This window comes from Microbacterium oleivorans (assembly GCF_023715745.1).
In the GTDB taxonomy this organism is placed as follows: Bacteria; Actinomycetota; Actinomycetes; order Actinomycetales; family Microbacteriaceae; genus Microbacterium; species Microbacterium oleivorans_D.
This window is the reverse complement of the sequence record NZ_JAMBOV010000003.1, coordinates 270,524-296,686: the sequence shown is the minus strand read 5'-3', so window position 1 is coordinate 296,686 and position 26,163 is coordinate 270,524. Positions and strand designations below refer to the sequence as shown.

At 69.0% G+C, this 26,163-nt stretch carries 25 protein-coding genes and 1 other RNA gene; 10 read left to right on the top strand and 16 right to left on the bottom strand.

The genetic code is table 11. The features are described 5' to 3' along the window. Window positions 1-106 precede the first annotated feature (106 nt). Window positions 107-328, top strand: coding sequence for a DUF7455 domain-containing protein (locus tag M3190_RS09380; protein WP_018186680.1), 222 nt, complete (start codon window positions 107-109; stop codon window positions 326-328). Window positions 329-393: 65 nt separating this feature from the next. Here M3190_RS09380 and M3190_RS09375 read toward each other — a convergent pair whose 3' ends face one another. The 5 genes from M3190_RS09375 to M3190_RS09355 all read right to left on the bottom strand — a co-directional run bounded on the left by M3190_RS09375 (window position 394) and on the right by M3190_RS09355 (window position 5,624). After that, a complete protein-coding gene (locus tag M3190_RS09375) occupies window positions 394-1,407 on the bottom strand; it encodes a sugar-transfer associated ATP-grasp domain-containing protein (protein ID WP_251580698.1) in 1,014 nt (337 codons plus the stop codon). A 24-nt stretch (window positions 1,408-1,431) separates the two neighbouring features. Then, window positions 1,432-2,454, bottom strand: a complete 1,023-nt coding sequence (locus M3190_RS09370) for a sugar-transfer associated ATP-grasp domain-containing protein (protein ID WP_251580697.1) — start codon at window positions 2,452-2,454, stop codon at window positions 1,432-1,434. Between the two features lie 2 nt (window positions 2,455-2,456). Continuing rightward, a complete protein-coding gene (locus M3190_RS09365; RefSeq protein ID WP_251580696.1) occupies window positions 2,457-3,161 on the bottom strand; it encodes a coenzyme F420-0:L-glutamate ligase in 705 nt (234 codons plus the stop codon). Continuing rightward, complete coding sequence (locus tag M3190_RS09360) at window positions 3,158-4,471, bottom strand: RNA polymerase sigma factor (protein WP_251580695.1); 1,314 nt, start codon at window positions 4,469-4,471, stop codon at window positions 3,158-3,160. The genes M3190_RS09365 and M3190_RS09360 overlap by 4 nt, the downstream gene beginning before the upstream one ends. A 223-nt stretch (window positions 4,472-4,694) precedes the next feature. Then, the gene (locus M3190_RS09355) at window positions 4,695-5,624 is read right to left on the bottom strand and encodes a proteasome assembly chaperone family protein (RefSeq protein WP_251580694.1); all 930 of its coding nucleotides are present in this window, start codon (window positions 5,622-5,624) and stop codon (window positions 4,695-4,697) included. Between the two features lie 86 nt (window positions 5,625-5,710). On the opposite strand from M3190_RS09355, the gene M3190_RS09350 reads away from it, so the two are divergent. The 3 genes from M3190_RS09350 (at window position 5,711) to sucB (ending at window position 10,347) form a co-directional block, all read left to right on the top strand. Then, window positions 5,711-7,183 (top strand): leucyl aminopeptidase, encoded by a 1,473-nt coding sequence (locus tag M3190_RS09350; protein WP_251580693.1) that lies wholly within the window; start codon window positions 5,711-5,713, stop codon window positions 7,181-7,183. Next, window positions 7,180-8,550: a dihydrolipoyl dehydrogenase gene (lpdA, locus tag M3190_RS09345; protein WP_251580692.1), complete on the top strand. Its 1,371-nt coding sequence runs from the start codon at window positions 7,180-7,182 to the stop codon at window positions 8,548-8,550. Before M3190_RS09350 ends, lpdA begins: the two co-directional genes overlap by 4 nt. A gap of 63 nt (window positions 8,551-8,613) precedes the next feature. Then, window positions 8,614-10,347 carry a 2-oxoglutarate dehydrogenase, E2 component, dihydrolipoamide succinyltransferase gene (gene sucB / locus M3190_RS09340; protein WP_251580691.1) on the top strand — a complete coding sequence of 578 codons (1,734 nt, stop codon included), beginning with the start codon at window positions 8,614-8,616 and terminating at the stop codon, window positions 10,345-10,347. 16 nt (window positions 10,348-10,363) lie between these two features. Here the strand turns inward: sucB and M3190_RS09335 are convergent, their stop codons facing one another. After that, window positions 10,364-11,638: a hypothetical protein gene (locus M3190_RS09335; protein ID WP_251580690.1), complete on the bottom strand. Its 1,275-nt coding sequence runs from the start codon at window positions 11,636-11,638 to the stop codon at window positions 10,364-10,366. Window positions 11,639-11,755: 117 nt separating this feature from the next. On the opposite strand from M3190_RS09335, the gene M3190_RS09330 reads away from it, so the two are divergent. Further along, on the top strand, window positions 11,756-12,466 hold the full coding sequence (locus M3190_RS09330; protein WP_251580689.1) for a DUF4191 domain-containing protein: 711 nt from the start codon (window positions 11,756-11,758) through the stop codon (window positions 12,464-12,466). An 8-nt stretch (window positions 12,467-12,474) separates the two neighbouring features. Here M3190_RS09330 and M3190_RS09325 read toward each other — a convergent pair whose 3' ends face one another. After that, window positions 12,475-12,933: an RDD family protein gene (locus M3190_RS09325; RefSeq protein WP_251580688.1), complete on the bottom strand. Its 459-nt coding sequence runs from the start codon at window positions 12,931-12,933 to the stop codon at window positions 12,475-12,477. 101 nt (window positions 12,934-13,034) lie between these two features. Here M3190_RS09325 and glnA (M3190_RS09320) point away from each other — a divergent pair, with 101 nt between their 5' ends. Further along, window positions 13,035-14,459 carry a type I glutamate--ammonia ligase gene (gene glnA, locus M3190_RS09320; protein WP_251580687.1) on the top strand — a complete coding sequence of 475 codons (1,425 nt, stop codon included), beginning with the start codon at window positions 13,035-13,037 and terminating at the stop codon, window positions 14,457-14,459. Window positions 14,460-14,698: 239 nt separating this feature from the next. Here the strand turns inward: glnA (M3190_RS09320) and M3190_RS09315 are convergent, their stop codons facing one another. After that, window positions 14,699-15,040, bottom strand: a complete 342-nt coding sequence (locus tag M3190_RS09315; protein ID WP_251580686.1) for a hypothetical protein — start codon at window positions 15,038-15,040, stop codon at window positions 14,699-14,701. Between the two features lie 170 nt (window positions 15,041-15,210). Here M3190_RS09315 and M3190_RS09310 point away from each other — a divergent pair, with 170 nt between their 5' ends. The 3 genes from M3190_RS09310 (at window position 15,211) to M3190_RS09300 (ending at window position 16,430) form a co-directional block, all read left to right on the top strand. Next, window positions 15,211-15,543, top strand: a complete 333-nt coding sequence (locus M3190_RS09310) for a DUF7882 family protein (protein ID WP_251580685.1) — start codon at window positions 15,211-15,213, stop codon at window positions 15,541-15,543. 75 nt (window positions 15,544-15,618) lie between these two features. Then, entirely contained in the window at window positions 15,619-15,918 is a 300-nt protein-coding gene (locus tag M3190_RS09305; RefSeq protein WP_251580684.1) for a hypothetical protein, read from the top strand. 227 nt (window positions 15,919-16,145) lie between these two features. Continuing rightward, window positions 16,146-16,430, top strand: a complete 285-nt coding sequence (locus M3190_RS09300; RefSeq protein ID WP_251580683.1) for a hypothetical protein — start codon at window positions 16,146-16,148, stop codon at window positions 16,428-16,430. A 69-nt stretch (window positions 16,431-16,499) separates the two neighbouring features. Here the strand turns inward: M3190_RS09300 and M3190_RS09295 are convergent, their stop codons facing one another. The 5 genes from M3190_RS09295 to M3190_RS09275 form a co-directional block, all read right to left on the bottom strand. Next, window positions 16,500-16,763 (bottom strand): hypothetical protein, encoded by a 264-nt coding sequence (locus M3190_RS09295; RefSeq protein WP_251580682.1) that lies wholly within the window; start codon window positions 16,761-16,763, stop codon window positions 16,500-16,502. A gap of 52 nt (window positions 16,764-16,815) precedes the next feature. Next, window positions 16,816-17,724, bottom strand: coding sequence for a DUF808 domain-containing protein (locus M3190_RS09290; RefSeq protein ID WP_251580681.1), 909 nt, complete (start codon window positions 17,722-17,724; stop codon window positions 16,816-16,818). Between the two features lie 28 nt (window positions 17,725-17,752). After that, window positions 17,753-20,734, bottom strand: a complete 2,982-nt coding sequence (locus M3190_RS09285) for a bifunctional [glutamine synthetase] adenylyltransferase/[glutamine synthetase]-adenylyl-L-tyrosine phosphorylase (protein ID WP_251580680.1) — start codon at window positions 20,732-20,734, stop codon at window positions 17,753-17,755. Between the two features lie 4 nt (window positions 20,735-20,738). Next, window positions 20,739-22,076: a type I glutamate--ammonia ligase gene (glnA, locus tag M3190_RS09280; protein ID WP_064002148.1), complete on the bottom strand. Its 1,338-nt coding sequence runs from the start codon at window positions 22,074-22,076 to the stop codon at window positions 20,739-20,741. A gap of 77 nt (window positions 22,077-22,153) precedes the next feature. Further along, window positions 22,154-22,336 (bottom strand): SPOR domain-containing protein, encoded by a 183-nt coding sequence (locus M3190_RS09275; protein WP_251580679.1) that lies wholly within the window; start codon window positions 22,334-22,336, stop codon window positions 22,154-22,156. Between the two features lie 91 nt (window positions 22,337-22,427). Here M3190_RS09275 and ppgK point away from each other — a divergent pair, with 91 nt between their 5' ends. Continuing rightward, entirely contained in the window at window positions 22,428-23,249 is an 822-nt protein-coding gene (ppgK, locus tag M3190_RS09270) for a polyphosphate--glucose phosphotransferase (protein ID WP_251580678.1), read from the top strand. 18 nt (window positions 23,250-23,267) lie between these two features. On the opposite strand, the gene rnpB is transcribed toward ppgK, so the two are convergent. The 3 genes from rnpB to M3190_RS09255 all read right to left on the bottom strand — a co-directional run bounded on the left by rnpB (window position 23,268) and on the right by M3190_RS09255 (window position 26,116). Continuing rightward, an RNA gene (rnpB, locus tag M3190_RS09265) (RNase P RNA component class A) lies at window positions 23,268-23,632 on the bottom strand. 31 nt (window positions 23,633-23,663) lie between these two features. Further along, a complete protein-coding gene (locus tag M3190_RS09260; protein WP_251580677.1) occupies window positions 23,664-25,427 on the bottom strand; it encodes a bifunctional 3'-5' exonuclease/DNA polymerase in 1,764 nt (587 codons plus the stop codon). After that, a complete protein-coding gene (locus M3190_RS09255) occupies window positions 25,385-26,116 on the bottom strand; it encodes a zinc ribbon domain-containing protein (RefSeq protein ID WP_251580676.1) in 732 nt (243 codons plus the stop codon). The genes M3190_RS09260 and M3190_RS09255 overlap by 43 nt, the downstream gene beginning before the upstream one ends. Window positions 26,117-26,163 lie beyond the last annotated feature (47 nt).

Genomic DNA, 26,163 nt, shown 5'->3' with positions numbered 1-26,163 from the left:
TACGCGCACAGCGAAATGTCATGCAATGGCGGCATACCGGCAACATCCGCGTGGTTGTATTGCCTGACAGTTCACCCGTCTTGAGCAGTACGAGGAGGCACCTGACATGAGCACGTCGACCACCACCGAGCCCGGAGCCGTCCTCGAACACCGCCTGACGGCGATGGATCGCTGCGACTCCTGCGGAGCCCAGGCCTACATCGCCGCCGAGGTCAACGGGAGCGAACTCCTGTTCTGCGCCCACCACGGCCGCAAGTACGAGGAGAAGCTCCGCGCCGTCGCCACCTCGTGGCACGACGAGACAGCCCGCTTGACCGAATCGGTCTGAGCCGCGGCATCCCGATCACGACGAAGGCCCCCTGCAGTGCAGGGGGCCTTCGCGTACGTCCCGGATCAGAACCCGACGGCAGCCTGGTAGACGGGGAGCAGGCCGGTGCGCACGCCCGACGCCGACGGCTTCGGCTGGAACACGCTCGAATTGTGGTTGCCCTCGATGACGACGGGGCCGTTCACGGTGATCGCGATGTCCCAGCCGACGTAGGGCGCCTCGGGTGTGCGGCGCGCGAGGGCGGCGACGAGGTCGAGGACCTCGCTGTAGAGCGGGACCTGGAACCCGACGATCGGCGTCCCCGTCGCCGGATGCTCCCGGTAGACGTTGCTGTTCTTGTCGACGCCCGGATACAGCGCGACACCCTCGTCGTCGAGCATCGTGAACATGCCGCCCGAGGCGAAGTTGTCGATCACGTCGCCGTTGCCGATGCGCAGGACGGCAGCGAGCAGGTGCACACGGTCCTCCCCGTCGAGGAACGTGATCAGGCGCACGGTGTTCACCGCGTCCGGATAGAGCGCCGACATCTCGGGGTGCTGCACGATGAACTCGTCGAGCACCGTCTGCCCCTTCGCGGTGACCTCGGCGCGGAACCGCGCCGCGTCGACGTCCGAGGTCACCTCGTGGAGCTCGATACCCCCGCCCCCGTGACCCTCGTTCGGCTTCGCCAGCACGCGTGGATGCCGCGAGAGGAAGGCAGCCAGCTGAGCGTCGTCGACGTCGCGCAGGTCGACCGTCTCGCGACCGAGCAGGTCGGCGTATTCCCGCGCGAAGCGCCGCTTGTCCTCGAGCTTCGACCGCCCCTCGGGCGTGTTGTACATCTTCGTGATGCGGAACGACTTGGGGTGCGTCATCCAGGTCTTGCGCTCGCGGGCGTTCAGGAGCCGGATATCCCACACCGCGTAGTCGCGGAAAGCCATGTCATAGCGCACGGAGCACCAGAGCATGTCGGCGATGATCACCGGCAACGGCGCCTTCGAGACCCGCTGCACGGTGCGGGCGAACTCGACGAGGTTTCCCGGCCGGAGCTTGCGGGCGCGTCGGAGGAGGTACTGCAGGCGGACACGGATGCGACGCATGACGGTCCCTTCGGTTCGGGTCGGTCAGAAGCGCATCGCGGCGCGGTAGCGGGGCAGCAGACCGCGGCGGATGCCGGAGACCGAGGGCTTCGACTGGAAGACACCGGAGTTGTGGTTGCCCTCGATGACGACGGGGCCGTCGGGGGTGATGGCGATGTCCCATCCGATGTAGGGGAATGCGGGGACACGACGAGCGAGGCGGTCGACGAGCTCGAGCACCTCGCCGTACAGCGGCACCTGGAACCCCGTGATGGGTGTTCCCGTCGCCGGGTGCTCGGCGAATGGCCGCCCCTCCTCGTCGCTGGCGGCGTGGAGAGCGCGACCGCTCTCGTCGAGCATCGTGTACATGCCGCCGTTGCTGAAGTTGTCGATGACGCCGCCGTTGCCGATCTTCAGGACGCCCGCGAGCACGTGCACCTCGCCGTCGGGGTCCAGGTAAGACACCATGCGGAGCGAGTTGACGCTTCCCGGGTAGAGGGCAGCCATGTCGGGGTGCTGCACGAGCACTTCCTCGACGAGGGTCTGCCCATCGGCGAGCAGCCGCTGACGAAACTCCTCGACGTCGTCGATGTCCACCGAATCCACCAGGGTGATCCCGTTTCCGCCGACGCCGCCCGGGTTCTTGGCGATGATGCGAGCGTGGCGATCGACGAAGGCGGCGAAGGCCGCGGCATCCGTCGTTCCCAGGTCGATCCACTCGCGACCCAGTTCGGGGCCGAAGCGGGTCGCGAACTGCAGCTTGTCGTCGAAGATCGCGCGCTGTGCGTTGTCGTTCAGCCGACGCGACAGGTGGAACGACTTCGGGTCGGTCATGTACGTCTTGCGTTCACGAGCCGTGAGGATCCGGAAGTCCCACTCCGAGTAGTTCTCGAACGTCGTCTCGTAGCGGACCGAGCACCACGCCATGTCCACCACGACCCACCACAACGGCGCCTTCGAGAGGCGCGCGGCCTGCCGCGCGAACTGCAGGACGCGCTCGGTGTCGAAGTTCGCGACGCGGCGCACGAAGAAGCGGGCACGGCGATAGAGCCTGTGGACGGCACCCACGATCAGGCCTTCGACGGACGGATGATGCCGAGCGGCGTGGACTGATGCCCCTGGCCGAGCGGGTTGTCCGAGAGGATGCGGACGAGCCGCTGCTCCCCTGCCTTGTCGAGCGTCGACCCGAGGATGTTGCCGCCGATGTCGTTGATGTCGACCACGGCGACCTCGTAGGCGCCTCCGAGGCGGTCTTTCAGACGCGCAGCCACCGCTGCCGGATCCTTCGGTCCCAGCACGACCGCCTTGTTGTAAGGCGGGATCGTGTGCGGTGTCGGACCGTCGATCGACCGGGCCTTGTCGCCGGCGATGCGGTAGAAGTCGCCGCGTCGTCCGAACAGCTTCGTGATCGCAGCGACACCGGCGGCGAAGAGGATGCGGGGCGTCCCGCATTCGCGCAGCGCCATCTCCATGGTCTCGGGCATGCCCAGACCGATGCCGTACTTCGTCTTCACGACGTACCGCGACAGGAAGCGGGCCAACGGGCGCGGCGTGATGTCGTCGACCAGGAAGGACCGGCCCTGTGTGATCGCGACGATCTTCTCCGTCACGAACAGCAGGTCACCGGGCTGCAGCTCGGGTGAGGCGTACGTCGCGACGATCTCGTCGATGTCCTCCCCCGGCATGACGACGTGCGTCCGGATCGGGATCCGGGCGAACGTTCCGCCGTCGACCGCTCGCGTGAGCTCCTTGCCCTCGTTCGCGGCGCCGCTCATTCGAGGTAGTCCCGGAGCGACTGCGACCGCGACGGGTGCCGCAGCTTCGCCATCGTCTTGGACTCGATCTGGCGGATGCGCTCGCGCGTGACGCCGAAGGTGTCGCCGATCTGGTCAAGCGTCTTCGGCTGGCCGTCGCCGAGGCCGAAGCGCATGCGGATCACGCCCGCCTCACGCTCGCTCAGGGAGTCCAGGAGCGACTCGAGCTGACGCTGCAGCATCGTGAAGCCAACCGCGTCGGCGGGCACGACCGCCTCGGTGTCCTCGATGAGGTCACCGAACTCGCTGTCGCCGTCCTCACCGAGGGGCGTGTGCAGCGAGATGGGCTCGCGACCGTACTTCTGGACCTCGATGACCTTCTCGGGAGTCATGTCGAGCTCGCGGCTGAGCTCCTCGGGGGTGGGCTCACGACCCAGGTCCTGGAGCATCTGCCGCTGCACGCGCGCCAGCTTGTTGATGACCTCGACCATGTGGACCGGGATACGGATGGTCCGCGCCTGGTCGGCCATGGCACGCGTGATGGCCTGTCGGATCCACCAGGTGGCGTAGGTCGAGAACTTGAAGCCCTTGGTGTAGTCGAACTTCTCGACGGCGCGGATGAGGCCGAGGTTGCCCTCCTGGATGAGATCCAGGAACTGCATTCCGCGACCGGTGTACCGCTTCGCCAGTGAGACCACCAGACGCAGGTTCGCGCCGAGCAGGTGGCTCTTCGCGCGCTGCCCGTCACGGGCGACCCACTGCAGGTCCAACCCGAGCTGCGACGATTTCTCGGCCGCCGTCATGTGCGAGAGCTTCTCCTCGGCGAACAGACCCGCCTCGATGCGCATCGCGAGCTCGACCTCTTCGGCCGCGTTCAGCAGCGGAACCTTGCCGATCTGCTTCAGGTAGTCCTTGACCGGGTCGGCCGTGGCGCCGGTGATCTGCGTCGAGTAGACCGGCACCTCGTCGTCGTCGGAGGAGGAGATGACGATCGCGCCGGTCGGCAGCGGCTCGGTGAACGCCGGCTTCGCCGGCTCGTCCTCGTCGTCCGGCTTATCGGCATCCTTCTTCACGTCGTCGTCCGAGGCATCGTCACCGGCGTCGGTGTCGAGCTCGGCCTCGTCGATCTCTTCCTCGTCGTCCTCGTCGTCGTCCGACTTCTTGGCGCGCGCCTTCGCCGGGGACGCCTTCGTCGCGGCCGGCTTCTTCGCCGCGGCCTTGCGAGCCGGGGCCTTCTTCGCCGTGGTGGTCGTCGCCTCAGGCTCGACCGCGTCGGCGTCGTCGATCGCCTCGACCGCTCGTGTACGGGTGGTCCTCGTGCTCGAAGTCACGTTTCGCCTTTCACCGACGGCACTCCGCCGGGTTTCGGACACTAGTAAGACCCTTGTCAAGTCCTGCGGACTCGCACGGAAGCGATTCCACGGGCCCGACAACGGGTCATTTCGTCCATTCTCTCATACGTCTCGGATGCATGAAGGACGTACCCGTGTCAACACCGAATACCTTGTGCGCATTCCCCCGCGGAATGCCGCCGGGGGGGATGAGGCGTGCGGTTCAGCCGAGGCCGGGGCGGCGGTCGTCGTCCCCGGACGGACGATTGGCGAGGAACCGTTCGAGCTCCGCGGCGAGCTCGTCCGCGGACGGCAGGTCGCCGGTGTGGATGATCGGCTGGGCCTGTGTCGACCCCGCCATGTACGCGTCGTAGCGGTTCTCGAGGTTGCCGAGCATCGCGGTGAGCTCTTCGCTGGCGGAGACCTGATCGTCGACCTTCTCGAGGTACTCGCGATTCTCCTCGCGCAGGGTGTCGCTGTCGAAGACGAGGCCCGTCGCGACCGAGACGCTGTCGAGAGCCGCGATGGCGGCGGCCGGGAAGTCCGTCTCCGCGAGGTAGTGGGGCACCAGCAGCGCGAAGCCCGACACCGACACACCCGCGTCGGAGAGCCGGTACTCGAGGAGGTGTCCCGCAGTCGACGGGACCTGCGTGCGCGGCTTCCACACGGAGTGCGCCTCGGTGAGCTCGGCGCGGTTGCCGCTCACGGTGGTCCCGAGCGGGCGCGTGTGCGGGACGGGCATCGGGATCGCGTGCACCCAGGTCACCGATCGCACCTGCAGTCCCTCGGCGAGCCCGACCACCGTGTCGACGAAGGCCTCCCAGGCGAAATCGGGCTCGTAGCCCGACAGGAGCACGAAAGGCTGACCGAGCGAATCGTGCACGAGGGCGAGGTCGAGGCGCGGCGGCTGATAGTCCTCGAGGTGGTCGCCGTTGAAGGTGATGAGGGGACGGCGGGCGCGGTAATCGAACAGCACGTCCGGATTGAAGGTGATCACGGGCTGCGGGTCGAGCTCGGTGTGCAGGTGGTCGACCACGCGCGAGACGGCGGACCCGGCATCCGTGAAGCCGGTCAACGCGACCACCAGCGGCAGACCCGCCGGCACGGGCGGCGCGGTCGTGATGCGCTCGTAGAGGGGACCAGACAGGGGCATGACTCCACTGTAGGAGCACGTCCCGAGGGCTCGGCGCGCCCACCGTCCCGCTCTGAGCGAACGCACCCGTCCATAGGATGGAGACCATGCCGTACCCCGAGCTGACCGTGTCCACCTCTTCTGCACGCGACGGCGACGCCGACGCGATCGTCCTGGTCCTCCCTCCGCTCGACGAGGCATCCGCAGTCCTCGCCGACTGGCCCGGCGTCGAGGAGGTGCTCCGCGGCGTCGGCTTCACCGGAGCCGTGGGCACGACGACGCGGGTCTTCGCACCCGCCTCCACGGACGTCCCCCTCTTCGTCGTCGGCACGGGCGCCGCCCCCTCCCCCGACGCGGTGCGGGATGCCGTCGGCGCGGCGGTCCGCACGACGACGGGTCACACGCGACTCGCCGTCGCGATCCCGTACGCCGAAAAGCACTGGCGCGCCGCCGCGGAGGGCGCCGTCCTGGGGGGATACCGCTTCGCGGGCTACAAGTCGTCCGACGCCGCGAAGGCCCGCGCGTCGCAGGTGGTCCTGCATCTCGACGCCGAGGTCGCCGACGCCGAGCTGCACGCGGTCGACGTCGTCGGCTCCGCCGTCGCCCTCGTGAAGGACCTCGTGAACATCCCCGCCGAATGGCTGGGCCCCGCTGACCTCGCCGAACGAGCCATCGAGGCGGTGGCGGGCCTCCCCGTCGACGTCGAGGTGCTCGACGAGGCGGAGCTCGAGGCGCAGGGCTACGGCGGCATCCTGGGTGTCGGCAAGGGGTCCGACCGGCCGCCGCGGCTGGTGCGCCTCAGCTACGCACCCGGAAACGCCGCCCGTCACATCGCACTGGTGGGCAAGGGCATCACGTTCGACACCGGCGGCCTGTCACTGAAGCCCCCGGCGTCCATGGTGGGTATGAAGTTCGACATGGCGGGCGCGGCGACCGCGCTCGCGGTGGTGCGGGCCGCCGCCCAGCAGGAGTTGCCGGTGGCCGTGACCGCGTGGATGTGCATCGCCGACAACATGCCCTCCGGTCGCGCGACGCGTCCCGGTGACGTGCTGCGGATGCTCGACGGCCAGACCGTCGAAGTGCTGAACACGGATGCCGAGGGTCGCCTCGTCATGGCCGATGGACTCGTCGCCGCGAGCAGAACCCACCCCGACGTCATCGTCGACATCGCGACGCTGACGGGCGCCGTCATCGTCGCCCTCGGCAACCGGCACACCGGTGTCATGGGCGACGATGCGACCGTGGCCCGCTACCTCGAGGCTGCGGCGTCGGTCGGCGAGGCGGCATGGCAGCTGCCCCTCCCCGACCACATGGAGGACGAACTCGACTCCCCCATCGCCGACCTCCGGAACGCCAAGGTCGGCGACCCGGCGGGCGGCACGATGTTCGCGGGCCTGTTCCTGCGCCGCTTCGTGGGACGCGCCGGGGAGGATGCCGACGCCCCGCGGATCCCCTGGGTGCACCTCGACATCGCCGGCAGCGGAGAGAACAAGGCGGCGCCGTTCGGCCCGACGGACAAGGGCCCCACCGCCGCGACCGTCCGGTCGCTGCTCGCCTTCCTCGAGGCGGAGACCCGATGAGCCGCCACGAATTCGACCTCGTCGTCCTCGGCGGCGGGAGCGGGGGGTACGCGGCAGCGATCCGGGCGAGCGAGCTCGGCAAGAAGGTCGCTCTCATCGAGAAGGACAAGGTGGGGGGGACCTGCCTGCACCGCGGATGCGTCCCCACGAAGGCACTGCTTCACACCGCCGAGATCGCGGATCACGTCCGTGAGGCTGCCTCGGTGGGTGTCGACGCGTCGCTGACGGGATTCGACGCGGCCCGGATGGCCGCCTACCGCGAGGGCATCGTCGCGAAGAAGTACCGCGGCCTGCAGAGTCTGCTGTCATCGCGCGGGATCACGGTCGTCACGGGCGCGGGTCTCCTGACCGCCGACCGAACCGTCGTCGTGAGCGGTGACGAGTACGCCGGCACGGACGTGGTCCTCGCCACGGGCTCGCAGACACGGTCGCTGCCCGGCATCGAGATCGGCGGTCGTGTCCTCACGAGCGAGACGGCACTGACGCTCGAGACCGTCCCGAACAGCGTCGTCGTCCTCGGCGGCGGCGTCATCGGGGTCGAGTTCGCGAGTGCCTGGCGGTCGCTGGGAACCGATGTCCTCATCGTCGAGGCGCTCGATCGGCTCCTGCCCGCGGAGGACGCGGCCTCGAGCAAGGCGCTCGAGCGCGCGTACCGCAAGCGCGGCATCCGAGCGGCCCTGTCGACGCGTTGCGAGGGTGTCGAGCAGCGCGAGGACGGCGTCGCCGTCACGCTGTCTGACGGACAGGTGGTGCAGGCGGACTACGTCCTCGTCGCCGTCGGCCGGGGTCCCGTCACGGACGGGCTCGGGCTGGACGAAGCGGGCGTCCGCCGCGACCGCGGTTTCGTGGTCGTCGACGACCACCTGCAGACGTCGGCCGCCCACGTCTGGGCTGTCGGCGACATCGTGCCCGGACTTCAGCTCGCCCACCGCAGCTTCCAGCAGGGGATCTTCGTGGCGGAGCAGATCGCCGGGCTCACACCGGTGGCCGTGCCGGAATCGACCATCCCGCGTGTCGCCTACTCGCACCCGGAAGTCGCCTCGGTGGGCCTCACCGAGGCCCAGGCACGCGAGGCGCACGGCGATCGTGTCGCGACGTACGAGTTCAACCTCGCGGGCAATGCGAAGAGCGAGATCCTGGGCACCGCGGGGTTCGCGAAGATCGTCCGCGTGGTCGACGGTCCCGTCATCGGCGTGCACCTCGTCGGCGACCGCGTCGGCGAACTCATCACCGAGGGGCAGCTCGCGATCGGGTGGGAAGCACATCCGGAGGACATCGCTCCGTTCGTCCACGCGCACCCCACGCAGAGCGAAGCCCTCGGCGAGGCGTTCCTCGCCCTCGCGGGCAAGCCCCTCCATACCATCTGACCCCGTCGCACGGGCGACACTAAGCTAGACAGCACATCGCACTTTCTTGAAGGAGACACAGTCATGAGCACATCCGTGGTCCTCCCCGCGCTCGGTGAGAGCGTCACTGAGGGAACGGTCACCCGCTGGCTCAAGAAGGTCGGTGATTCCGTCCAGGCCGATGAGGGTCTCCTGGAGATCTCGACCGACAAGGTCGACACCGAGATCCCCTCGCCGGTGAGCGGCGTGATCGAGGAGATCCTCGTCCAGGAGGACGAGACCGTCGAGATCGGCGCCGTCCTCGCGAAGATCGGTGACGGCTCGTCCGCGCCGTCCGAGTCCGCGCCGGAGCAGTCGGCACCCGCAGAGGAGCCCGCTCCGGAGCCCGCAGCGGAGGAGTCGACACCGTCGGAGCCCGCCGCTCAGGAAGCCCCCGCGGAGTCCGCGCCGGCACCCGCCGCATCCGGCGACGCGAAGGACGTCGTTCTCCCCGAACTCGGCGAGAGCGTCACGGAAGGCACCGTCACCCGTTGGCTGAAGCAGGTCGGTGACGACGTCGCCGTCGACGAGCCGCTCCTCGAGATCTCGACCGACAAGGTCGACACCGAGATCCCCTCGCCGATCGCCGGCACCCTGACCGAGATCCTGGTCCAGGAGGACGAGACCGTCGAGGTCGGTGCCGTCCTGGCCCGCGTCGGCTCCGGTGCCGCTGCGGCTCCCGCCCCCGCCGCTGAGGAGCCCCAGGCCGAGCAGCCGCAGACCGAGGCACCCAAGGCCGAGCAGGCGAAGGCCGAAGAGCCCAAGGCCGAGGAGCCGAAGGCCGAGCAGCCCAAGGCCGAGGAGCCGAAGGCTGAAGAGCCCAAGGTCGAGCAGCCCGCACCTGCCGCCGAGAGTGCCTCCGACGAGGACGGCGTCACCTACGTGACCCCCCTGGTCCGCAAGCTCGCCCAGCAGCACGGCGTCGACCTCTCGTCGGTCCGCGGCAGCGGTGTCGGCGGACGCATCCGCAAGGAGGACGTGCTGAAGGCCGCCGAGGCGCCCAAGGCCGAGGCTGCACCCGCACCGGCGCCGGCCGCTGCGCCCGCACCGCTCGAGGTCTCGCCGCTGCGCGGGACGACGCAGGCCATGTCGCGTCTGCGCAAGGTGCTCGCCAGCCGCGCCGTCGAGTCGATGCAGCAGACCGCTCAGCTCACCACGGTCGTGGAGGTGGACGTCACGAAGCTCGCGAACTACCGCGACTCCGTGAAGAACTCGTTCCTCGAGAAGACCGGCGACAAGCTGTCGTTCCTGCCGTTCTTCGCGCTGGCGGCCGCGGAGGCCCTCAAGGCGTTCCCGATCATCAACGCGACCGTCGACGGCGACCAGATCGTCTACCCGGCGAGTGAGAACGTCTCGATCGCGGTCGACACCGAGCGGGGTCTCCTGACCCCCGTCCTGCGCGACGCCGGCGACAAGGACATCGCCCAGATCGCTCACGAGATCGCCGATCTCGCCGACCGCACCCGCAACAACAAGCTGAAGCCGGACGAGCTCGCCGGCGGTACGTTCACGCTGACCAACACCGGTTCGCGTGGCGCACTGTTCGACACGCCGGTGGTCTTCCTGCCGCAGTCGGCCATCCTCGGCACGGGTGTCGTCGTGAAGCGCCCCGGCGTCGTGACGGTCGACGGCAAGGAAGCGATCAGCGTCCGCTCGTACGTCTACCTGGCGCTGTCCTACGACCACCGCGTCATCGACGGCGCCGACGCCGCCCGCTTCCTCGGCGCAGTGAAGGCCCGTCTCGAGGCCGCGCAGTTCGAGGGTCAGCTCGGCGCCTGACACTCCCCCACAGGGATCATGGCTGGTCCGCGAGGTCGTACACCTCGCGGACCAGCCATCGCTTTTCCACCCGCACCATGACGAGCACCTGGGTCACCTCCGGCGCGACGATCCGCACCGCTGCCGCGCCGCCGTACTCGTCGACGACCTCGACGGCGTAGTCCGCGTCGGCCGCTGCGATCGATCCTGCTGCGGCAGGATCCTCCCACCACTGGGCACGGCATGGCCGGTCATCGCACCGCGCGAGGTTACCCAGCAGCATCCGCGCCGCATCGACGATCTCCTGCGGTCCTTCGTCCTCGGACCCTGCATCCGGCTGTGCGACCTCGACCGCCGGTGTCTCAGCAGCGGATGCCGACGCCCGCGGCGGCGCCGTGTGTCCGACGGATCCCGTGATGGCTGCGGCCGGTCCGTCTGCGTCACCCGAGGGCCAGAGCACCCCGACGACGATCACGACGGTCGCCACCGCGGCGGCCACCACGACGGCTCGGCGCCGACCCGACGCGGACGCACGACCCTGCCGTCCGTCGGCCGGTCCCTTACGCCGGGGCCGGTCGACAACCGAGCCCCACGCTCGGCTGATCCTGTCGGCGACCCCCGCGTCGACGAACCGAGCGAGCAGGTCGTTCACGAAACCGCTGACACCGCGGCTGCCGACTGGCGGCGCGGTGACCCGCTCGCGGCGCTGCGGCACGACCTGCTCCGGCGAACGCTCCGTCGGAATCGGTTCCGGATCGGCCGCTGCGAAGAGCGCGTTCTCGATCGCCTCGCCGTCCACCCGCAGCAGCCGCGGATCGTCGATCGCATCAGCGGCGCTGTCGAGTGCGCGCCGCAGCGCGTGGTCCTGGGCATCGGCGGTTCTGAGCATCGCGATCGTGTCTTCGCGCCAGCCCACCGTGCCGGTCAGGGCGAGGACGGGTCTGCCGTCCGCGGTCACCCACCAGCATCCCGCTGTCGCGCGCAGCTTGTCCGCCTCGGCGGCGCCGCGCAGAGCGCTCACGGCCAGCGTGACGAGTGCGCCCGGCGCGACGTCGCCGGCACCCAGCACCTCGCGGAGCCGAGCAGGACAGTGAGGAAGGAGGACGACGGGGCCGTCCGGCGTCGCTGCGGCATCCAGCGGCGTCAGGAGGTGTTCGGCACCGTCGGTCGCCCACGCGGGTGAGTTCGAGAAGACATCGGCATCGACCCAGACGGTGGGCGGGTTGCCGGCGCGCAGCACCCCGGCGAACGGGGCGTCCGTCGCCGTCACCTCGCGCAATGCCGGCGGGACAGCCAGAGCAATGGGATCCATCCGCCTACTCTCGGCGGGTTCGCGCCGACGTCAGCGCACACGCGGCGGGTGGTGGAAAGCGGCCGAGCGGCGATGACGTGTGAAGAAGTCGCCGGGTCGCGAAGGTAGGCTGAGCACATGGCATCCCGCAGTACCGCACCTGAGAAGCGCCCCGGTTTCTTCTCGCAGATCCGCTCGCTCTACACCTTCACCCGGAGCGAGTTCAGGTGGCTGCCGTGGGCTCTCATCGGCGCTCTGCTCGTGGGTGTCCTGCTGGGCGTGGGCATCGGGTTCCTCATCCCGCCCGTGCAGATCTGGAGCGTCATCCTCTGGGGCGTCAGCGGCGTGCTCCTGGGCATCCTCTTCGCGATGATCCTGCTCACGCGACTTTCCACACGGGTCATGTACAAGAAGCTCGACGGGATGCCGGGTGCCACGGGCCACATCCTCTCCACCGGCCTCGGCCGCAGCTGGGTCACGTCGGACATGCCCGTCGGCGTCAACCCGCGCACACAGGATGCCGTCTATCGCGCCGTCGGGCGCGGCGGCGTCGTCATCATCGGCGAGGGCGCGCGCGGCCGCCTGACGCGTCTCGTGAACGACGAGAAGAAGAAGGTCGCCCGGGTCGCCTCCGGCGTCAACATCGAGGTGCTCTACGTCGGCGACGGCGATGACGACGTCCACATCTCGAAGCTCGCCAAGACGATCAAGTCGCTGCCCAAAACGGTCGACCGCGCGACGCTCGCCGCCGTCGTCAAGCGCATCGACTCGGTGTCTCAGTCGGTGACGTCGTTGCCGATCCCGAAGGGCATCGACCCGACGCGTGCGCGCGCTCCGCGACCCCGGTAGGACCGCGGTCAGCTTCTGACGAGGACCGTTCCGACGGCCTTGTCGTGGAGTCCGCGCTGATCGGCGTCCCAGATGACCGCCGGCACGACGACCAGCAGCAACGCAGTGCGGACGATGGGTCGCCAGAGGCCCGGCCACCCACCGCGGACGAGCTCGACCCGCATCCCGAGGATTCGGTGTCCCGGGCTTCCGCCGATGGTCGGGATGAAGACGATCTGCAGAGCGGCGAACACGATCATCGGCGCGAAGAGGGTCCAGCCCGCCTGCTCGGGAAGCGCGAACTGGTCGTACCCGAAGAACGCGGTCGCCAGGATCGTCGCCGCGGCGTAGTCGATGAACAGGGCCCCGATACGGCGACCGGGACGGCCGATGCTGCCGCGGCCGGTGGCGGGGCGGCCCAGCCGCTCGCCGGGATAGTCGGGCAGAGTCGATGACACGGTCTCAGCGTAATCCGGGGCACGTAACATCCCCGAAACATCGGGGACACTGCCGGGCAACTGCGTCCCGATAGGTTCGAGGGGCGCCTGATCCGACAGGCGACGACATCGCACCCGATCTTGGAGACTCCATGTTCAAAGATTCTTCCGAGGTGCTCGCGTTCATCAAGGACGAGGACGTCAAGTTCCTCGACATCCGTTTCACGGATCTTCCTGGTGTGCAGCAGCACTTCAACATCCCGGCCTCGACCGTTGACGAGGAGTTCTTCACGGTCGGCCAGCTCTTCGACGGCTCCTCGATCCGCGGCTTCGCGAACATCCACGAGTCGGACATGCAGCTGATCCCGGATGTCACCACCGCCTACCTGGACCCGTTCCGCGAGGCGAAGACGCTGATCATGGTCTTCGACATCTACAACCCGCGCACCGGCGAGATCTACGCCAAGGACCCGCGCCAGGTCGCAAAGAAGGCCGAGAAGTTCCTCGCGTCGACCGGCATCGCCGACACCGCGTTCTTCGCCCCCGAGGCCGAGTTCTACATCTTCGACGACGTCCGCTACGACGTGAAGCAGAACCAGAGCTTCTACTTCGTCGACTCCGAGGAAGGCGCCTGGAACACCGGTCGCGTCGAAGAGGGCGGCAACCTCGCCAACAAGACCCCGTACAAGGGCGGCTACTTCCCCGTCTCCCCCGTCGACAAGCAGGCCGACCTGCGCGACGACATCTCGCTCAAGCTCATCGAGGCCGGCCTCAAGCTCGAGCGTGCGCACCACGAGGTGGGCACCGGCGGCCAGGCGGAGATCAACTACCGCTTCGACACCATGGTCCACGCGGCGGACGACATCCTGAAGTTCAAGTACATCGTCAAGAACACCGCCGAGGAGTGGGGCAAGGTCGCGACCTTCATGCCCAAGCCGCTCTTCGGTGACAACGGCTCCGGCATGCACACCCACCAGTCGCTGTGGAACGGCGGCGAGCCGCTCTTCTACGACGAGAAGGGCTACGGCGGGCTCTCGGACATCGCCCGCTGGTACATCGGCGGCATCCTGGCCCACGCTCCGGCGGTGCTGGCCTTCACCAACCCGACCCTCAACAGCTACCACCGCCTGGTGAAGGGCTTCGAGGCTCCGGTCAACCTGGTGTACTCGGCGGGTAACCGCTCGGCCGCCATCCGCATCCCGATCACCGGCTCGAACCCCAAGGCCAAGCGCATCGAGTTCCGCGCGCCGGATGCCTCGGGCAACCCGTACCTCGCGTTCGCCGCGCAGCTGATGGCCGGCATCGACGGCATCATCAACCGCATCGAGCCCCACGAGCCCGTCGACAAGGACCTCTACGAGCTCCCGCCCGAGGAGGCCAAGGGCATCCCGCAGGTGCCGAACTCGCTGCTTGACTCGCTCGAGGCGCTGCGCGCGGACCACGAGTTCCTGACCCGGGGCAACGTCTTCACGCCCGAGCTCATCGAGACGTGGATCGAGTACAAGATCGAGAACGAGATCCAGCCGCTGGCCCAGCGCCCGCACCCCTTCGAGTACGAGCTCTACTTCGGCGTGTAATCAGATCACGCGGGATTCCGGGACGTCGTCCGCAGAATCCCAGAGAGAGCCCGTCAGCGTCCGCGCTGGCGGGCTCTTCTCGTCCCCTGCCGAGTGAGGGACGAGGAGCGCTGATTCGAGGATCACCGCCCGTCTCGGATCAACCCTTGCTGGGGGGAGGCGCTGATGTCGGCGGCGAACTCACCCGGCGGGCTGCGCCACGTGCCCGAACCTGCGGCGAACGATCTGCTCGACGAGGCTTAGCCGTCGGCCCTAGCCAGGTGCTCGGCGGACTTCATCTCCAAGAAGTCGCAGAGTCGCGCGACCATCTGCAGCTCAGCGGCCATCGTGTGCACCTGAGAGCTGCTCATGATCGCCTCGTGGTCGCGCGGTTCGAAATGGACCCGCCACCGGGAATCGCCGTCACGGATCGGTTCGATGTGGACGCTGGTCGTGCCTCCACCGAGGGGAAACACGATCAGGCCGATGTCCGTATCCTCTTCGCCGACCAGCGGTACGACACGAACGAGGCCACCCAGGGAGACAGACGCCTGGTACTCCGTCAGCCAGCTCTCCAGCACAGCGATACGGCGGTACGGCATCGGGATATCCGTTCTTGCTGTCGAGCGCACAGAGGAAGCAGTTCACCTCGAACGCTACCATCAGCGAGACGGGACGCATGCTGCAGGCATCGTCACATCAAGACCGCCGATGCGTCGTACGATGAACCAACGGCGGGTCACCCGCCACTCGGCTTCCCGAAAGGCTGGATATGGGTCACCTCATCTACGGGGTCGCGCCCGCCATCAACATCGACGACTGGACCTTGCATCACCTGCGATCGGTCATCGTCACGAAGTTGCGCCGCGACGAGAGCTTCGTGTTCAGTTGGGGCGACGAGCCCACCGTGCACGGCGACGACGCCACGGGCGGCGCAGCCACCGGCCAATACGGGAGCGTGTGGATCTCGAAGGCGAGTTCTCTCTACTTCAGCTTCGAGCGCCCGCTCGACCGTCCGCTCAACCGGCGCTGGTTGACGGAGTTGGCCGAGCTGGCCGCGAGCTCGGGCGGACTGCGCCCGGTCGACGAACCCGCCGACGATTGACGCCTCCAGGGACGCGCCACATCCGCTCTTGTCAAGAGCGATCGGGAGCCGGAGCCGTGGGGCTACGATCCCGCAATGAGTGAGCCGCACTCGCTGTTCCGCATCGTCATCCGGGTGAATGACGAGCGCTTCGAGCTCGCCCAGGACGACACCGTCCAGGGCTTGACCGGGCGGGTCCTCAGCGCCGTGCGAGCGGGCGGCGACTTCATCGAACTGATCCTTCCCGATGGCACGGCGATCCACGTCCTGATCACCGCCGCATCTCAGGTCGTCGTGACCACTGAAGCCGTCAGTCACGGCCCGGCGGACCCGTCCGCTTACGAGGCGGGCTTCGAGTTCGACCCGGACCTCCACCTGGGGCTGGATCAGTACTGAGCCACCGACACGAGCGATCAGTCCACCGACAGCCGCCGAGCGGGAACGTGAAGTCGAAGTCGGCACCGGCGTGCAGCCGAACGGATCGCCGGCCGGCTCCGATGCCGGCATCTCGCCGCGTGAAGAAGAACTTCGGCTCGGTGCCCGTCGTCGTGCAGTTGTAGGGACATTCCGCCAGCTCGTCAATGCCCACCGTCACGAGCAGCCCGGATCGCTACCGTGCGCTCATGGGCGCGAAGAAGACGATGATCCGGTCGACGATCTCCATCGACGAGGCCACCTTCCCTCTCGCGCAAGGCGACATCGTCGACGAACTCAGCCTGCGTATCGAGGATGCTCTCCATGCGGGAGGCGGATTCGTCCGATTCACCGTCGTCGGCAATCGCGAGGTCCGCGTTCTCATCACTGCGCACAGTCGCGTCTCCGTCGCCAGCGAGCCGGTGCTCTTCGACGAGCGAGACGACGGTGACCTCGAACGACCATTCGGCGCGCACTACGACGACTACTCCTGACGCCGGAGAGCGCGAGCCGCGAGGCTCAGCCCTGCTTCGGTCCGAAGCCGGGCGGCAGGCGGCGATACGTCAGAATCCGGGCAGATTGATGTCCTTTGGGTCGACGTCGACCTCACCGACGTCGTCGGGTCCGCCGGTGCCCGGGGCGACCTGGACCTGGTCCTCGTCGATGTCGCCCGAGACCTCGTCCGAGAGGTGCTCGTCCTGCTTCTGCTGCGTCTCGGTCTCACTGCCAGGGCTGTAGGCCGTGTCGTGATCGATCTGGTCGTCCTGCGAGTGTGCCGTGTCGGTGGCCTCGGTGGGTTCGCCCGTCGGGGTGTTCTGATCGCTCATCATGCCTGGACGCTACGCGTCCGCATCGCGTCGAGCCTGCCCCTTGACAGGCTCAGTGGTCGGTCGCGGGCCGCTTCTCGCCGTCCACGCGGTGGCCGCCACGAAGCCGACCGATGAGCACGACCACCCCGACGATCAGCAAACCGAGCAGGAGACCCGCGATCGCGGAGACCAGCGTCTCGCCGATCCAGACCACAACGGGACCGGCGACCTCGAGCAAGTGCTCGACACCGTGAAGCAGGTCGGTGGTCCAGTGCCAGCCGACCTTGCCCACATTCTCGAGGACCAAGTGTCCGCCGACCCACAGCATCGCGACCGTTCCCAGGATGCTGATCCCCCGGAACACCGCCGGCATCGATCGCACGATGCGGGCACCGTTGTGACGGACCCGTCTGACCGGGCTCTTGGCCATCCTGAGGCCGATGTCGTCGATCTTGACCAGAAGGGCCACCGCCCCGTAGACGAGCAGGGTCATCATGAACCCGATGACAGCCAGGATGGCGAGGGTCTGCCAGATGCCGAGTCCCTCGTCGAGGCTGTCGAGCGAGATGAGCATGATCTCGCTCGACAGGATGAGGTCGGTGCGCACCGCGCCGAGGACGAGCTTCTTCTCGTCACGCTCCGCCTCCTCCTCCGCATGGAGGTGGAAACCGAACCACTCGAGCACCTTCTCCGCACCCTCGAAGCAGAGGAACGCCCCGCCGAGGATCAGGAGGAAAGGAAGCACCCCCGGAGCGAATGCCGTCAGCACGAGCGCGATCGGGATGATGATGAGGAACTTGTTGACGAGCGAACCCAGCGCGATCTTGCCGACGATCGGCAGCTCGCGTGCGGGCGTCACCCCCTGCACGTACTGCGGCGTCACGGCGGCGTCGTCGATGACGACGCCGGCTGTCTTGGAGGACGCCTTCAGGGCGGCGCTCAGGATGTCGTCGACGACGGCCAGCAGTCCAACGGACATGGGGTGAAGCCTTTCGGTCGGTCGGCGCTCAGCCGTAGAAGAGATTCTCGAAGGCGCGACGGGCACGGCGCGCGGTCCGCAACCAATCCTCCTCCACCTGGGTGGCCGAGCGCGGCTCGTACTCGAGGAGTCGTCCGATCCCGTCGAGTTTGCCACGGTCGCTGGGCAGGACGTCACTCGTCTGCCCCGACAGGAGAGTGTTCGCCGATCGGAGCCGGCTCGCGAGCCACCATGCCGCAGCGAGCCGCTCCGCTGCGGCATCCGGAACCAATCCGGCGCCCTCAGCGGCCGCCAGCGCCGCCGTGGTGGACGTCGTCCGAAGTCCTTCGACCTGCGCGCCGTGCTGCAGCTGCAGCAACTGGACGAGCCACTCGACGTCGCTCAACCCGCCCGGGCCGAGCTTGAGGTGACGCGACCGGTCCACGCCCTGCGGCAGACGCTCGTTCTCCACGCGGGCCTTGATGCGTTTGATCTCGCGCAGCCCCTGGGGATCCGGGTCGAGCGGATACCGCAGGTCATCGGCCAGCGCCATGAACCTCGCGATCAGTTTGACGCTGCCGGCGACGCCGCGCGCGCGGAGCAGCGCCTGCGCCTCCCACGAGAGCGACCAGCGCCGGTAGTACTCCGCATAGGCGTCGATCGACCGCGCCATGGGACCGTTCCGGCCCTCGGGACGGAGCCCGGCGTCGAGGTCGAACGGCGCCCGGTGATCTTCGGAGTGCGTGCGCAGGCCCTGCACGATCTTCAGCGCCAGCTCATGCGCGCGCTGCGCCGGCACCCCATTCGGGTCGTAGACGTACATGACGTCCGCATCGGATCCGAACCCGAGCTCACCGCCGCCGAAACGCCCCATCGCGATCACCGCGAAGTCGAGCGCGTCATCCTCGGGCGGGACCACCTCGCGCCAGACCGCGCGAAGAGTCGCCTGTATCGTCACCTCGCTGATCGAGGTCAGCCCCTCCGCCAGTTCGGCGATCGTGAGCTCTCCCAGCAGCGCACCGAGAGCGAGGCGGAGCAGCTCGCGGCGTCGCAACGCCCGCACCGAGCGCATCGCGTCGCCGATCGACTCATGGCGCGCCTGGATGGCCCGCGCCTCCTGCTGCAGGGCGAACCCCGATCGCGGACGCAGCTGCTCCGACGAGTCCAGCCATGCGACCGCCTCAGGGATCCATTCCATGAGATCCGCGGCGTACCGTGAACCGGACAACACGTGCGTCAGCCGCTCGGCCGCTCCCGACGAATCGCGGAGCATGCGCAGGAACCAGGGCGTGTCGCCCAGGCGCTCACTGATCCGACGGAACGACACCATGCCGTAGTCCGGGTCCACACCGTCGGCGAACCAGCGGATCATCACCGGCATGAGGTGCCGCTGGATCGTCGCCTTACGGCTCAGGCCGCTCGTCAGCGCCCCGATGTGACGGAGGGTTCCCGCCGGGTCGCGGAAGCCGATGGCGGCGAGACGATCGTGAGCCTGCGCAGACGAGAGCGCCCCCTGCTCGTCCGCCGGCAGTGCCGCGACAGCCGACAGGAGCGGGCGGTAGAAGAGGCGGATGTGGATCTCTCGCACCTGCATCTTGATGCGCTCCCACACGGCACTGATGCCGGAGGCGTCCGTCGCGAGGCCGCTCGCCCGGGCCAGGACCCGCAGCTCGTCATCCGTGGTCGGCATGAGGTGCGTGCGCTGGAGACGCCGCAGCTGCAGGCGGTGCTCCATCACGCGCAGGGTGCGGTAGTGCTGTCCGAAGGCGGCGGCATCCGTCCGCCCGATGTAGCCCTCGCCGACGAGCGCGACCAGGGCGCCCAGGGTGCTCTGCTGACGGATGCCCTCGTCCGCCAGACCGTGGACGAGTTGCAGCAGCTGCACCGTGAACTCGATGTCGCGGATGCCGCCCGGTCCGAGCTTCAGCTGACGGGAGACCTCGTCGGCGGGGATCTGCTCCGTCACCCGCTCGCGCATCCGCTGGACGCTGTCGACGAAGTTCTCTCGCGCGCTGCTCGTCCAGACCTGCGGCTGCACGGCGGCGCGGTACTGCTCCCCGAGCTCCAGGTCCCCCGCGAGCGGGCGGGCTTTGAGGAGGGCCTGGAACTCCCAGCTCTTGGCCCACCGCGCGTAGTACGACAGGTGCGAGTCGAGCGTGCGCACGAGAGCACCCTGCTTGCCCTCGGGACGGAGATTGGGGTCGACCTCCCACAGGGGCGGTTCGATCTCGACGTCCGAGATGCCGCGCATCGTGAGGGTGGCGAGGCGGGTAGCGATGTCGATGGCGCGTCCCTCCGCGAGCTCGGCCCCCTGGGCGACTCCCCCCACGAAGATGACGTCGACGTCGCTGACGTAGTTCAGCTCGCGCGCGCCGGTCTTCCCCATCCCGATGACCGCCAGGCGTGTGGCCGCCACCTGCTCGCGCGGGAACATCGCCACAGCTGCCCGCGTGCGCGCGGCGCAGAGCGAGGCATCCAGGGCGGCTCCCGCCGCATCGGCGAGGGCGGCTGCGACCTCGGGGAGCACCTCGGTGGCATCGTCTGCCGCGAGGTCGTAGGCCGCGATGAGGGCGACGATCCGGCGGTAGCGGACGCGCAGGGCGACCCACGCCGACTCATCGGATGCCGCCGCGAACCCGTCGGCATCCGCTCCTACTGCGTCGAGAAGACTCTCGCGCATGCTCTGCGGCGACGGCAGCATGTTCCCGGCGCCGACGAGGTGGATGAGCTCCTCGGGATGGCGGAGGAAGAAGTCCGCGAAACCGGAGGACGCCCCCAGAAGCGACCACAGGACGGTGCTCGCATCCGTCAGGGCGGAGCGGACCGCTCCCGCGTCGCGCCGACCGATCCGTACGCAGGACTGCACCGCCCCGTCGGGGTCGGCCGCGCGCCGGGCACCCTCGACGAGTTCGTCACGATCCACACCCGTGAGGGAGCTCAGTTCATCCAGCGCGTCGGACGACGCTTCGAGGTCGGAGAAGCCCGCACGGGCCAGGTCGGTGAGGGCGGCCCGTCGCTCGGTGGAGGCCATCGCCTCAGAGCATCTCGAGGTTCTTCTGCAGCTCGAAGGGCGTCACCTGCGACCGGTACTCCTGCCACTCGCGACGCTTGTTCAGAAGCACGTAGTTGAAGACCTGCTCGCCGAGGGTCTCGGCGACGAGCTCGGACTCCTCCATGTACTCGAGGGCGTGATCGAGGCTCGACGGAAGCGGTCCGTAGCCGAGAGCGCGGCGCTCGGCATCCGTCAACGACCACACGTTGTCCTCGGCCTCGGGCGGCAGCTCGTACTCCTCCTCGATGCCCTTGAGGCCGGCGGCGAGCATCAGCGCGTACGCCAGGTAAGGGTTCGCGGCGGAGTCGAGCGCTCGGTACTCGACGCGGGTCGACTGCCCCTTGTTGGGCTTGTACATCGGCACGCGGACCAGCGCGGAGCGGTTGTTGTGGCCCCAGCAGATGAAGCTGGGCGCCTCATCGCCACCCCAGAGCCGCTTGTACGAGTTCACGAACTGGTTCGTGACGGCGGAGATCTCGTTGGCGTGACGCAGCAGACCTGCGATGAATTGACGGCCCGTCTTGGAGAGCTGGTACTGCGCACCCTCCTCGTAGAACGCGTTCATGTCGCCCTCGAAGAGCGACATGTGCGTGTGCATCCCACTGCCCGGCTTGCCGCTGAGGGGCTTGGGCATGAACGTCGCATACACGCCCTGCTCGATCGCCACCTCCTTGACGACTGTGCGGAACGTCATGATGTTGTCGGCCGTCGCGAGCGCGTCGGCGTACCGGAGGTCGATCTCGTTCTGGCCCGGGCCGCCCTCGTGGTGGCTGAACTCCACCGAGATGCCGAGGTCCTCGAGCATCCGCACCGAGCGACGGCGGAAGTCGTGCGCCGTCCCGCCGGGGACGTTGTCGAAGTAGCCGGCGGAGTCCACCGGCTCCGGACCCTCGGGACCGAAGGACGACGACTTCAGCAGGTAGAACTCGATCTCGGGGTGCGTGTAGAACGTGAAGCCCGCGTCGCCCGCCTTCGCGAGGGCCCGCTTCAGCACGTTGCGGGGATCGGCGACGGCCGGCTGACCGTCCGGCGTCGTGATGTCGCAGAACATGCGCGCCGTGGGGTCGATCTCACCGCGCCACGGCAGGGTCTGGAACGTGGACGGATCGGGGTGGGCCAGCAGGTCGGACTCGTACGAGCGGGTCAGACCCTCGATCGCGGAGCCGTCGAACCCGAGGCCCTCGGCGAATGCGCCCTCCACCTCCGCGGGGGCGATGGCGACCGACTTGAGGGTTCCGGTCACGTCCGTGAACCACAGCCGGATGAACTTGACCCCCCGCTCCTCGATCGTCCTCAGAACGAAGTCACGCTGCTTGTCCATCGCATCCTTCCCGGTGCCGAGCCGACTGCCAGACTATCGGTCTCCCGCCGCGCTGCACTCACGCGACGCGACCCCACTCACCCGTTTTCGGCCGCGTCCTCCTCCGCCCACGCCCGGGATCGTTCGCGCATGATCTCGGGCGCGCGCGCCGCCTCCTCAGCGGTGTCGAACGGGCCGGCACGGTCGACGGCCGGAGCCTCGAACCCCCGCTGCACCTCGCCCGTCTTCAGGTTGTACCAGTACTTGTCGGCGTCGCTCATGGGTCCTCCTTGGCCTCGTCTGCTTCATCCTACGAACGCCGCGGCCGGCATCCTACGAATCCGTCTCCGCGGTCGCAGTAGGCTCGGTGGCATGACTGGGACCGCCACCACCGCCGTCGGCATCGACATCGGAGGGACGGGCATCAAGGGTGCCCTCGTCGACCTCTCGCAAGGAACCCTCCTCACCGACCGGATCAAGGTCCCGACGCCGAAGGGTGCGGAACCCGACGACGTGCTCACCGCCGTCCGCGAGGTGCTCGAGAAGCTCGAGGTGACGGACGCCGACGTCCCACTCGGCGTCGCCTTCCCCGCGATCGTGAAGAACGGCCGCACCCTGTCCGCGGCCAACGTCGCGCACACATGGATCGACTTCGAGGCGGAGGCGTTCTTCGAGAAGGGCCTCGGCCGCCAGATCCACTTCGCGAACGACGCGGACGTCGCCGGCGTCGCCGAGATGCGCTACGGCGCAGCGAAGGACCGGAACGGTCTCGTCCTGCTCACGACCCTCGGCACCGGCATCGGCACGGCGATGATCTACAAGGGTGTGCTGGTGCCCAACACCGAGCTCGGTCACCTCCACCGTCCGGGGCACAAGAAGGACTTCGAGCACTACACGGCCTACTCCGCGATGGAGCGCGAAGAGCTGTCGTGGGATGCCTGGGCCGACCGACTGCAGCAGTACTACAGTCACCTCGAGTTCCTCTTCACCCCCGACCTCTTCGTCGTGGGCGGCGGTGTCTCCAAGCACGCCGACAAGTTCCTGCCGCTGCTCGACCTGAAGACCGAGATCGTCCCCGCCGTGCACCGCAACAACGCGGGCATCATCGGCGCGGCGGCGCTCGCTCTCGCGGGCGAGCGCGACGACGTCCCCGCCGACCAGGGCGGCGACCTCGCGGACACCACCGCCCGCTGAGGCGTCTCCACAAGAGGGCGAATGGGCCGGCCTGTACGCCGGGTTCTGTCCGGGGATCCTCGCGGACCCCGTGGACGGTCATCTCTCTCGGCGACACGTTGCCGTGCCGCTCCAGCGGTCTACCCGGGGACTCGGCGGGCCGCGTCGACATCCCCTGTCTGACCTTGCTCCGGGCGAGGTTTACCGTGCGGGTCGTGTCACCACGACCCCGGTGGTCTCTTACACCACCCTTTCACCCTTACCCCGGTCGGAACCGGGGCGGTCTGCTCTCTGTGGCACTGTCTCGCGGATCACTCCGGGTGGGTGTTACCCACCGCCCTGCCCTGTGGAGCCCGGACGTTCCTCGGTGCGCCTGCGCGCCACGCGACCGTCCAGCCGACCCATTCGCGGCCTCGAGTCTATCCGGACGCAGCATCACTCCTTCGCGGCGTCGACACGCACCTGCAGGTCGAGGCGGAAGTCCAGCGGGATGTCGCCGAAGAGGAGCCGCGTGGCCGCGTCCGCGGCGAGGGAGACCGCCTCGGCCGCTTGCGCCGCCTGCGCGGCGGGCGTGTGGACGATCACCTCGTCGTGCAGGAAGAACGCCAGATGTGCCTGGCGGGCGTGGAGCGGGCCCGACCGCGGCGCGGCATCCACGTCGTCGACGAGCGGCAACGCCGCCAGCCGGGCGCGCAGGTCCCCCAGCCACGCCAACGCCCACTCGGCCGCCGTGCCCTGCACGACGAAGTTGCGGGTGAATCGCCCGCGGTCGCGGGCGGCGCGTCGCGCGCGGGTGCGGTCGGCCTCGGTCGCGTCGGGATCGCCCGCCCGCCCCTGCAGTGCGCGCCACCCGGGAGAGGGCGGCGGACTCGAGCGACCCAGCCACGTCGTGACGACACCGCCTTCCTCGCCGACCCTGGCGGCGTCGTCGACGAGTCCCATGGCCCGCGGGTAGGCCCGACGCAACGCCGGCACGAGCCGGCCACTGTCGCCCGTCGTCGCGCCGTACATCGCCCCGAGCAGCGCGAACTTCGCCTCCGACCGGGTGCTCACGACCCCGCGGGAGACGATGCCCTCGTAGAGGTCGCTGCCGCGGGCGCTCTCGGCGAGGGCGGCATCCCGCGACATCGCCGCGAGCACCCGCGGTTCGAGCTGTGCGACGTCGGCGACGACGAGCGACCAGCCGGGGTCCGCCCGCACCGCAGGACGCAGCTGACGCGGCAGCTGCAGCGCGCCACCGCCGGAGGAGGCCCATCGGCCCGTGACGACGCCGCCGGGCACATAGACCGGACGGAACCGCCCGTCGGGCGCCCACTCGTCGCGCCAGGCCCACCCGTTGGCGGTGAACATGCGCATGAGCCGCTTGTACTCGAGCAGGGGCGCGATGACGGGGTGGTCGTACTCGCGCAGCTCCCACTTGCTCGTCGACGTCGCGGCGACCCCCACGCGATGGAGTGCGCGCAGCAGCTTGGGCTGCGAGTCGAGACTGACACCCGGATCGCCCAGCAGCTCCCGGATCTCGGCGCCCAGGCCCTCGATGCGAGCCGGCTGTCGTCCGCCGGGATCGCGTGCGCCCAGCATCCCCGTCAGGATCACGTCGTGCACCTCGCCGTCCCACGGCACCCCTGCTGCGTGCATCTCGGTGGCGACGAGCGCGCCGGCCGACTCGGCGGCCACCAGCAGGCGCAGCCCCGCCGCGCTCCCGGCGACGACCTCACGCTGTCGGATGAACTCCGCGACCGCCGAGTCGACGTCGTGCGGCACTTCGCGGATGCCGGGGTCGATCTCGAAGAGCGCGCTCGGACCGTCGTCGACGACGGATGCCGCGGCATCCCACTCCGTCGCGGAACGAAGCCCCTCCGCGCCGACCGAACGGGCGCTGTCGCGCAGGATCGCGTGCGACAGTCGCAGGTCGTGGCAACGGGCTACCCGAACCCCCTCGGCCAGGAGCGCCGGGTACCAGGCGGTCGTGTCGCTCCACACCCAGCGGGTCGTGTCGTCGGCCCGCCGCACCCGAGCGGCGAGAGCCACGCGATCGAGGACCGCGGGCTCGCCGCGGGTGCCGTCGGCGGTCACCGGGACGACGGCGACGCCGTCGCCGGACGTGCCCACGACGATCCAGGGGACGGCGTCCCCCGCGGGAGCACCCGGATCGGTCAGAGCCCGGAATCCTCGCCGCGCACCAGGATGCAACCGCACTCGGGGCACGTGACGACGTCGTCCTCGGCTGCGGCGCGCACGACGTTCAGGTCGGTCCCGGACAGGACCATGCGGCATCCCCCGCAGGTCCGATGCTGCAGCAGCCCCGCGCCGACGCCGCGTGCGGCGAGGCGGTCGTACATGCCGACCAGGTCCGCAGGAAGAGACGCGGCGATGGCGGCGCGGTCCCGGCTGGCGGCCTCGAACCGAGCGGTCGCCTCCGCGACGACGTCCTTCGCCTCGGTGCTCAGCCGAGCACCCTCCGCGTTGACCGACGCGATCAGCGCCTCCTGCTCGGCGACGGCGGCCTCCGCCTCCTCGAGGCGTTCCATCACCTCGAGCTCGGCGTCCTCGAGGTCGGACTTCCTTCTGGCCAGTGAAGCGATCTCGTGCTCGAGCCCCTGCGCGTCCTTCGCGCTCGACGTCGAGGCGAGACGCTCGTTGTCGCGCGCGGTGCGGGCATCGACGACGGCGACGTCGGACTGGATGCGGGCGAGTTCCGTCTTCGCGTCGTCGCGCGCGCCGAGGCGCCGCGTCAGTTCGGTCGAGTGCGTCGCGCGCTCGGCCAGCAGCTCCTTCACGCGGGCCGCCTGCGCGGGGTTGCGACGAGCGTGGTCGGCCTGCTGCGCGGCGAGATCCGCATCGGCGAGATCGAGGAGGCGGCGCTGGTCGGCAAAGCTGGCTTTCACGCCCTCCAACCTACCCTCGCCGTACGCGCCGACGGGGCGTCGCCTTC

Bases quoted from the DNA above. Each gene is read 5' to 3' on its own strand.
- M3190_RS09375 (WP_251580698.1), bottom strand. From the start codon at position 1,407: ATGCGTCGCATCCGTGTCCGCCTGCAGTACCTCCTCCGACGCGCCCGC.
- M3190_RS09310 (WP_251580685.1), top strand. From the start codon at position 15,211: ATGGGTCACCTCATCTACGGGGTCGCGCCCGCCATCAACATCGACGAC.
- M3190_RS09355 (WP_251580694.1), bottom strand. From the start codon at position 5,624: ATGCCCCTGTCTGGTCCCCTCTACGAGCGCATCACGACCGCGCCGCCC.
- glnA (WP_064002148.1), bottom strand. From the start codon at position 22,076: ATGGACAAGCAGCGTGACTTCGTTCTGAGGACGATCGAGGAGCGGGGG.
- M3190_RS09305 (WP_251580684.1), top strand. From the start codon at position 15,619: ATGAGTGAGCCGCACTCGCTGTTCCGCATCGTCATCCGGGTGAATGAC.
- M3190_RS09350 (WP_251580693.1), top strand. From the start codon at position 5,711: ATGCCGTACCCCGAGCTGACCGTGTCCACCTCTTCTGCACGCGACGGC.
- sucB (WP_251580691.1), top strand. From the start codon at position 8,614: ATGAGCACATCCGTGGTCCTCCCCGCGCTCGGTGAGAGCGTCACTGAG.
- M3190_RS09290 (WP_251580681.1), bottom strand. From the start codon at position 17,724: ATGTCCGTTGGACTGCTGGCCGTCGTCGACGACATCCTGAGCGCCGCC.
- M3190_RS09365 (WP_251580696.1), bottom strand. From the start codon at position 3,161: ATGAGCGGCGCCGCGAACGAGGGCAAGGAGCTCACGCGAGCGGTCGAC.
- M3190_RS09295 (WP_251580682.1), bottom strand. From the start codon at position 16,763: ATGAGCGATCAGAACACCCCGACGGGCGAACCCACCGAGGCCACCGAC.
- ppgK (WP_251580678.1), top strand. From the start codon at position 22,428: ATGACTGGGACCGCCACCACCGCCGTCGGCATCGACATCGGAGGGACG.
- lpdA (WP_251580692.1), top strand. From the start codon at position 7,180: ATGAGCCGCCACGAATTCGACCTCGTCGTCCTCGGCGGCGGGAGCGGG.
- M3190_RS09300 (WP_251580683.1), top strand. From the start codon at position 16,146: ATGGGCGCGAAGAAGACGATGATCCGGTCGACGATCTCCATCGACGAG.
- glnA (WP_251580687.1), top strand. From the start codon at position 13,035: ATGTTCAAAGATTCTTCCGAGGTGCTCGCGTTCATCAAGGACGAGGAC.
- M3190_RS09315 (WP_251580686.1), bottom strand. From the start codon at position 15,040: ATGCCGTACCGCCGTATCGCTGTGCTGGAGAGCTGGCTGACGGAGTAC.
- M3190_RS09380 (WP_018186680.1), top strand. From the start codon at position 107: ATGAGCACGTCGACCACCACCGAGCCCGGAGCCGTCCTCGAACACCGC.
- M3190_RS09325 (WP_251580688.1), bottom strand. From the start codon at position 12,933: ATGTTACGTGCCCCGGATTACGCTGAGACCGTGTCATCGACTCTGCCC.
- M3190_RS09285 (WP_251580680.1), bottom strand. From the start codon at position 20,734: ATGGCCTCCACCGAGCGACGGGCCGCCCTCACCGACCTGGCCCGTGCG.
- M3190_RS09330 (WP_251580689.1), top strand. From the start codon at position 11,756: ATGGCATCCCGCAGTACCGCACCTGAGAAGCGCCCCGGTTTCTTCTCG.
- M3190_RS09275 (WP_251580679.1), bottom strand. From the start codon at position 22,336: ATGAGCGACGCCGACAAGTACTGGTACAACCTGAAGACGGGCGAGGTG.
- M3190_RS09335 (WP_251580690.1), bottom strand. From the start codon at position 11,638: ATGGATCCCATTGCTCTGGCTGTCCCGCCGGCATTGCGCGAGGTGACG.